At 39.8% G+C, this 7,627-nt stretch carries 6 protein-coding genes; all 6 read left to right on the forward strand.

The window, feature by feature from the left end:
* Positions 1–7: 7 nt before the first annotated feature.
* Positions 8–2,056 carry an acyltransferase family protein gene (locus T408_RS0106285; RefSeq protein ID WP_028119190.1) on the forward strand — a complete coding sequence of 683 codons (2,049 nt, stop codon included), beginning with the start codon at positions 8–10 and terminating at the stop codon, positions 2,054–2,056.
* A gap of 157 nt (positions 2,057–2,213) precedes the next feature.
* Positions 2,214–2,483 carry a 30S ribosomal protein S15 gene (gene rpsO, locus T408_RS0106290; protein WP_028119191.1) on the forward strand — a complete coding sequence of 90 codons (270 nt, stop codon included), beginning with the start codon at positions 2,214–2,216 and terminating at the stop codon, positions 2,481–2,483.
* Between the two features lie 178 nt (positions 2,484–2,661).
* Complete coding sequence (pnp, locus tag T408_RS0106295) at positions 2,662–4,764, forward strand: polyribonucleotide nucleotidyltransferase (protein WP_028119192.1); 2,103 nt, start codon at positions 2,662–2,664, stop codon at positions 4,762–4,764.
* Positions 4,765–4,991: 227 nt separating this feature from the next.
* Complete coding sequence (locus tag T408_RS0106300; protein WP_028119193.1) at positions 4,992–6,683, forward strand: ribonuclease J; 1,692 nt, start codon at positions 4,992–4,994, stop codon at positions 6,681–6,683.
* Between the two features lie 10 nt (positions 6,684–6,693).
* Complete coding sequence (locus T408_RS0106305) at positions 6,694–7,293, forward strand: energy-coupled thiamine transporter ThiT (RefSeq protein WP_028119194.1); 600 nt, start codon at positions 6,694–6,696, stop codon at positions 7,291–7,293.
* Positions 7,294–7,365: 72 nt separating this feature from the next.
* The coding region (locus T408_RS0106310) for a helix-turn-helix domain-containing protein (protein WP_028118119.1) at positions 7,366–7,627 on the forward strand (262 nt) is incomplete at its 3' end.

Below are 7,627 nucleotides of genomic sequence, written 5' to 3' on the forward strand. Positions count from 1 at the left end.
ATTTGGGGTGGAAAGACCATTTCGCTTATCTGCTTTTGATGGGGTTAAAGGCTTTGCTATTGTTGCTGTCGTTTTTTATCATATGTTTCCAGACCTATTCTCTGGTGGCTTTCTGATGGTGAATACATTTCTCGTCTTATCTGGTTACTTTTTTGCTTACAAGATGGAGAAAGATCAAACGCTTGGATCCAGCACGGATTGGAGAGCCTTAGTAAAATACATAAAACATACTTTTGAACGTTTATTTATTCCATTATTTTGGATGATTATGCTTATTGTTGTAGGACTTTACTTGGTTAATCGACAAGAACTACACTATATTCGTAGTGAGATACTTTCTGGATTAACCTTTACTAATAATTTTTTCCAACTACTAAATGAGAAAAGTTATTTTGTGCAGATGGCAGATGCTTCTCCTTTGACTCATTTATGGTATAACGCCATCTATCTTCAATCCTTTCTCTTAGCAGTTCCCATAGTTCTCCTGACCAATAAGTTAAAGTTGAACATTCCTGCTAAGGGTTTGATTTGGTTAGTGTTAGCTTCAGCTTCTCATTTATTGAGTTTATTTTTTTACCAGCCTGGCGCCGATCCTTCTCGAGTTTATTATGGTTTAGATACACGCTTTGCTAGTTTTGCCATTGGTTTGGCCGGGGCTTATATGACGCCGACGCTACTGAATTTTGTCAGGGGCTTAAGTTGGCGCCGCTATATTTATAATATTTGGGGACTATTTGTTCTCATTCCTATGCTGGCGCTTGTTTTTTATGCTGATAACACATCTGCGATTACTTATTTGCTCTATATGCCAGTATTTAATATTTTGAGTATGTTTTTGGCTTTTTTAATCGTTATTCGCACCCCTTTGGTTACAGGGCCCTTTGATATCAAACTTTTAGCAGCTTTGGGAAAAAGATCTTACTCTTACTACTTATGGTATTATCCTGTAATTGTTTTTGTCCTTAGTTTACATAGATTATTTAACGGTAATCAGTGGATTTTATCTAGTCTGATGATCTTGGGACTTTTATTTATAGGCGAAATCTTCTACCACCTAATTGAAAAGGGTCAGCCACGCATTTGGTGGGGCAATCATTTGACTCCGATTTATGACCTCAGGGATGCCTGGAAAACCATTACAAGCTTACAGATTTTTAATCCTAAGCCTTGGCTGTTTATAGCTTATATAGGTCTGTTAGTCCTTTTTGTAAATGGGATGAAGGAGTCGGCCGATAATAAGCGGGTGGCTTTGTTTGAATTAGAGTACCGACTCTATCAAAATCAGCCTAACTTACTGGAAAAACCCTATCCAGCTGAAGCGCCACTTGTTGAAGTTAAGGAAACTTTAAAGCGATTGGATGAAGTTATGGCTACAAACTTTATTCAAGAAGAAAGTAAGATTGATCCTGTAGACACTATGATTAAGCAAGCGCAATTGGCCTTGGAAGGCTCCACTGGATTAGAACACGAAATTAGCCAAACTCAAGAACAGTTACAAGAACTACGTGACGATCTGGCGGGTTCTTATCCTGGCGTCCTAGAAGCCTTGACCCCTCAGGAACTAATCTTTGCTAGTCAGGTTCCTGTTACCTTCTTCGGCGATTCTCTGATTCAATTAACAGCACCATACTCACTCGGACTATTTCAAAACGGTAATGAATACGGACAAAATAGCTTGCAAGTATGGGATGCTGTTCCAATCTATCAAAAGTTAATTGATGAGGGATTTGTTAAAGAAAATGTCGTCATTAATCTCGGGACCAACGCTTCATTAGACCTAGAAGCAGTTGAGGATTTGGTTGCCTTATCTGGCGACCGTGAAGTTTTCTTTGTCAATACTAATTCACGCGTTCAACACGTTGCTGAAGTTAATCAAATTGTTAAAGAAATTTCTGATAAATATGACAATGTCCACCAAATTGATTGGTATTCTTACCAACAAGGTCATCCTGAATGGTATGGCGAAGATGATATTCATCATAGTATGGAAGGGATGGAACAGTTTACCATCTTAGTGGCTAAAGAGCTCTATCAGACCTTGCAAGTAAATCAATAAAAATAACTTGCAAGTCTCGTTGACATCATGTAAGATATTCAGGTAGTCATTTGTTGCCGCCTTGTGCCGACATTTGACTGACAGCCTTTGGCTCGGTTGGACGCATCACCGATGTTCTACTTAGCTTTGGGATAAAATACTAGAAGAGGTGAAAGAAATGGCATTATCAAAAGAACGTAAGCAAGAAATTATTAAAGAGTTTGCACTTAAAGAAGGAGATACAGGTTCTCCAGAAGTACAAATTGCTCTATTAACTGCAGATATTAACTCTTTAAACGAACACATCAAAACGCATAAAAAAGATTTCCACTCTTACCGTGGATTGATGCAAAAGATTGGTCACCGTCGTAACTTGCTCGCTTATTTGCGTGAAAACGATGTTACTCGTTACCGTGAATTAATTAAGCGCCTTGGATTACGTCGCTAATCATAAAAAAAAGGAATAGCTTTGCTATTCCTTTTTTTTATGATTACTGATAAGATAGTCAAGGAAGGAGAGTAAGGGTACTTATTCGGCTACTAAACAAGCATGAGCGGGCATTCTCTTAAATATCCGTTGATGTTTGTCTAGTAGCCTTCCTATGAAAGATAGAAAGAGGGACATTATGACTCAAGTTTATACAAAATCTACGACTTTAGCAGGTCATCCTCTGACCATTGAAATTGGTCAGTTAGCTCGCCAAGCCAATGGAGCGGTGACTGTGCGCTACGGTGATACGGTTGTTTTATCAACAGCTGTTGCTTCCAAAAAACCTTCAAGCATGGATTTCTTTCCACTAACTGTTAATTATGAAGAAAAGATGTATTCCGTTGGTAAAATTCCTGGAGGCTTTATCAAGCGGGAAGGGCGGCCTTCTGAGAATGCAACTTTAACTGCTCGTTTGATTGACCGTCCAATTCGGCCCATGTTCCCAGATGGGGTTCGAAATGAAATTCAAATTGTCAATACGGTCCTATCTGTTGAGCAAGACTGCGCTCCAGAAATGGCAGCCATGCTAGGTTCCTCGTTGGCACTTGCTTATTCAGATATTCCTTTTGATGGGCCAATTGCGGGAGTCAATGTTGGGCGCGTGAATGGTGAGTTAATCATTAATCCAAGTGTTGAACAAGGATTGGCTTCGGATATTCACCTGACTGTTGCTGGAACAAAAAAAGCAATTAACATGGTTGAATCCAGCGCAAAGATGGTTCCTGAAGATGAAATGTTGGAGGCCTTATTATTTGGTCACAAAGCCATTCAAGAGCTTGTTGCTTTCCAAGAAGAAGTTGTACGAGACATTGGCAAGGAAAAATTTGAATTAACACTTGCTGAGACCATGCCAGAAATCAAGCAACAAGTCGAAGATTTATATAAAGAAGCCATGATCCAAGCTATTCAAACACCAGAGAAATTAGCTCGTGAGGAAGCAATCGCTGATGTGATGCAGACCGCTGAAGTATATTTTGAAGAAAAATACCAGGACGATCCATCATACGGCGATATAATGAAATCAGTTAATTCCAGTCTTCAAGACTTGGAAAAAACAGAGGTTCGTCGTCTCATTACCCACGAAAACACTCGTCCTGATGGCCGTACCATTGATGAAATTCGCCCATTAGATTCTCAAGTAGGCTACCTTCCACGTACCCATGGTTCAGGCTTATTCACGAGAGGACAAACTCAAGCCTTGTCAGTTGCAACCTTAGCTCCCCTTGGTGAGCATCAGGTTATTGATGGCCTGGGAGCAGAAGAAGGAAAGAGATTCATCCACCACTACAACTTCCCTCCATATTCTGTTGGCGAAACAGGAAGAATGGGTAGCCCTGGCCGTCGTGAAGTTGGTCACGGGGCTCTTGGCGAGAGAGCTCTATTGGAAGTGATCCCAGATGTCGAAGACTTCCCTTATACCATCCGTTTAGTGGCTGAAGTGCTTGAATCAAATGGATCTTCATCTCAGGCTTCTATCTGTGCGGGAACTCTGGCTTTAATGGATGCTGGTGTTCCGATTAAGGCTCCAGTAGCTGGAATTGCGATGGGTCTTATTATGGATCCTCAAGACGAAAGCAAATACACCATTCTTACTGATATTCAAGGATTGGAAGACGCCTTAGGTGATATGGACTTCAAGGTAGCAGGTACTGCTGAAGGAATTACAGCTCTTCAAATGGATATTAAGATTCAAGGTATTACCGAGGCTATTCTTAAGGAAGCCTTGACTCAGGCTAAGGCTGCTCGACTTCAAATTTTAGATAATCTAACTCAGACAATTGCTGAGCCAAGAGAAGAATTGAGTCCATACGCTCCGAAGATTGAAATGATTAAGATTGATCCAGATGATATTCGTATTGTCATTGGTCGCGGTGGTGAAACAATTAACGGTATCATTGAAGAGACTGGCGTCAAAATTGATATTGATGATGACGGGAACGTCTCCATTGCTTCAAGTGATCAGGCGATGATCAACCGTGCCAAGGAAATTATCGAACAATTAACACATAAGATTGCTCCTGGCGATATTTATACCGGTGAAGTTAAACGGATCGAGAAGTATGGGGCTTTTGTAGAAATTCTACCAAAACAGGATGGTCTTCTTCATATTTCAGAAATTGAGAATCATCGGGTTGAAAAAGTGGAGGATGTCCTATCTTTAGGTGATAAGGTCGAAGTTAAAGTTAAAGACGTGGATGACAAGGGAAGAATCCGTTTGACACGCAAAGAGTTGCTTTAATTCATAAAGATTTCATGACTATTTAAGCCATGTTGGCATGGAGTGGATCGAGTCAATATTTTGACTGGCTTCATCCCTAGCCACATGGTTTTTTATATTTATTTCTACTTTACTAGTCCGTTATCTCTCATATCTTCAGCCTTAGCTTTCTTGAACAATGTACTTTATGGTACAATAGATGTAATTGAAATTATGAAACAGTTAATTATATTATAATGAGGTGTAAAATGAGTAAAACAATAAAAATTATTCCTCTTGGCGGTGTCCGCGAAGAAGGAAAAAATATGTACCTAGTTGAAGTGGGGGAATCCATTTTTGTCTTAGACTGTGGTCTTACTTTCCCTGAGGAAGGATTGTTAGGAATAGATGCAGTGATTCCTGATTTCACCTATCTTGAAGAAAATCGTGACCGAGTGGTTGGGATCTTCTTGACAAATGGTCACGAAGATGCAGTAGGAGCTGTTCCTTATTTGCTGGATGTTGTCAGTGCGCCTGTCTTTGGAACCGAATTAACGATTGAGCTTGTTAAAATCCAGGCCAAGCAAAGAGGACTAGTTGATCTAGATAATTTCTTCAGCATCGATGAAGACACTGAAATTGAATTTGCGGATGCTTCCGTGACTTTCTTCAAGACTACTCATACCATTCCGGATTCAGTCGGGATTGTAGTAAACACTGATCAAGGCAAGATTGTTTATACAGGTGACTTTCGCTTTGACCCTTCAGCGGCAGAACTTTATCAAACTGACTTTAACCGCTTAACCAATCTAGGTGAAGCAGGAGTCCTAGCCCTATTATCTGATTCAGCTAATGCTGAGACCCCTGTGCGACCAGTAGGTGACTTAGCTATTGTATCGGAGCTTCAGAATGTTTTTCAAAATGCAGAAGGCCGAGTTGTGGTTGCAAGTATAGGAAGTAATATTTCGCGTATTCAGCAGCTTCTAGATGCAGCTCACCATACCCACCGGCAAATTTTCTTTGTCGGAGAGAGTCTACTAGACATTATTGATGTCGCTATTAAATTAGACAAGATTAAGCTACCTAGCCGCAAGGTAATCGGTAAGTGGAAAGACTTGGATTCAATGGATCCTAGCAAGGTAGTTATCGTTCAAACAGGTGAAGTCGGTGAACCTCTGCAAGAGTTAGAGAAAATGGCTACAGGCATGCATCCGGATGTTAATATTGAAGCCACAGACCTAGTCTATTTAGCGACAACTCCGTCGATTGCCGTTGAGACCCAAGTAGCCAAAATTAAAGATTTGGTTTACCGAGCGGGTGCTACGACCCAATCGATTACTGACCATATGGCCGTATCCGGTCATGCTAGTCAAGATGACTTGAAATTTATGATTAATTTCTTGAAACCTAAATATTTAGTTCCGGTAAACGGAGAGTCTCGGATGCTAGTAGCACACGCTCAATTAGCTAAGGAATTAGGCTATAGTGATAGTCAAATTTTCCTTACTCATATCGGGGATGTGATTGAATATAAGAACCATAAGATGACCATGACTCAGACTGTAACAGCTGGGGATACCCTGGTAGATGGTCTCGGAGTTGGGGATATAGGAAATGTGGTTTTACGTGATCGACGGATCTTGAGTGAAGATGGTATTTTTGTTGTGGTTGCGACGATTTCTAGACGTCTCGAAAAAGTTTTAGTGGGACCTCAGATCACTTCGCGTGGCTTTGTCTATATGAAGACTAGTATTGATTTGATTCAAACATGTTCGGATATGACTCTAGATGTTTTAGAAGAGCATCTTGCCAGTGATAATTTTGACTGGGGAGACTTAAAAGGAGACTTACGGGAAAAGCTAGGTAAGTATTTGTTTAAAGAGACTAAACGACGTCCTGTTGTCTTACCTATTATCATGGAAGCTTCTAGCTATCAGCCCAATAAGTCTAATCAAAATTAGGAGGTACTAGATGAATCAAAGATCAAAAAGGCTCTTGCTGGATCTGCTATTAGCCAGTGTTCTAGCTATTCTTTTAGGATTAGGTCAGGAATATTTATTAGCTGATCTTATCAGTCCATTTCCTTTGGCCTTATCTGTGGGTCCATTAATATGGCTTAGTTTGCGGTATGGGCCAGCGAATGGTATCATTGCTGCTTTTATAACAGGCTTGGCTTTAATAGCTATTTTACCTAGTTCGCTCACCAAATTTGAACAAGTTGTTTACTATATACTACCTTTACTAACTGCTGGCCTAGCTGGATTGTTTGCAAGAAACACTCAGAGAACTTTAAATAATTTGAGGTATGCTTCGACTTATTTAAATATTTATACTGCTTCTTTCTTGGTCGTGCTTTCTAATTTATTATTAAACCATTGGCTATTACCAAGTCTTTTAGCTGAGCCTGAGATTTACTCAGTGACTAGCTGGCATTTTTGGCTAGGTATCTTTTTATCAGCCTTACTGTGGGGAAGTGTATTGAGCTGCTTGGCTAAGTTGACGCCTAGTCTAATGATTCCTAAGAGAAGTCGATTTTTATCAAGAAAAGAAACAACTTCACTTTTAAATTAATTAAAAAAAGCTGAAAACTTGTACTGACCCCCAAAAGTTAGAGTTAAAAATCTAACTTTTGGGGGTTATTTTATGTCCAAAAAATATTCTTACGAATTTAAATTACAAATTGTACAAGAGTACTTAAAAGGTCGGTTAGGGTACGAGTCACTGACCAAAAAATATGACGTTTCCAGTTCTTCCTTAGTCAAAAAATGGGTAGCTCAGTTTCGAGAGGAAGGCCCGTCAGGGCTTAAGAAAAGGAAGTCAAACAAACACTATCCATTGAATTTTAAACTGAATGTATTAAGATTTAAGCAGGAGACCGGCGCTTCTTATCAGGATGTAGCTATTC

This window comes from Hutsoniella sourekii ATCC 700629 (assembly GCF_000518205.1).
Lineage (GTDB): Bacteria > Bacillota > Bacilli > Lactobacillales > Aerococcaceae > Hutsoniella > Hutsoniella sourekii.

Coding starts and splice junctions, on each gene's coding strand:
- rpsO (WP_028119191.1), top strand. CDS start 2,214: ATGGCATTATCAAAAGAACGTAAGCAAGAAATTATTAAAGAGTTTGCA.
- pnp (WP_028119192.1), top strand. CDS start 2,662: ATGACTCAAGTTTATACAAAATCTACGACTTTAGCAGGTCATCCTCTG.
- T408_RS0106300 (WP_028119193.1), top strand. CDS start 4,992: ATGAGTAAAACAATAAAAATTATTCCTCTTGGCGGTGTCCGCGAAGAA.
- T408_RS0106305 (WP_028119194.1), top strand. CDS start 6,694: ATGAATCAAAGATCAAAAAGGCTCTTGCTGGATCTGCTATTAGCCAGT.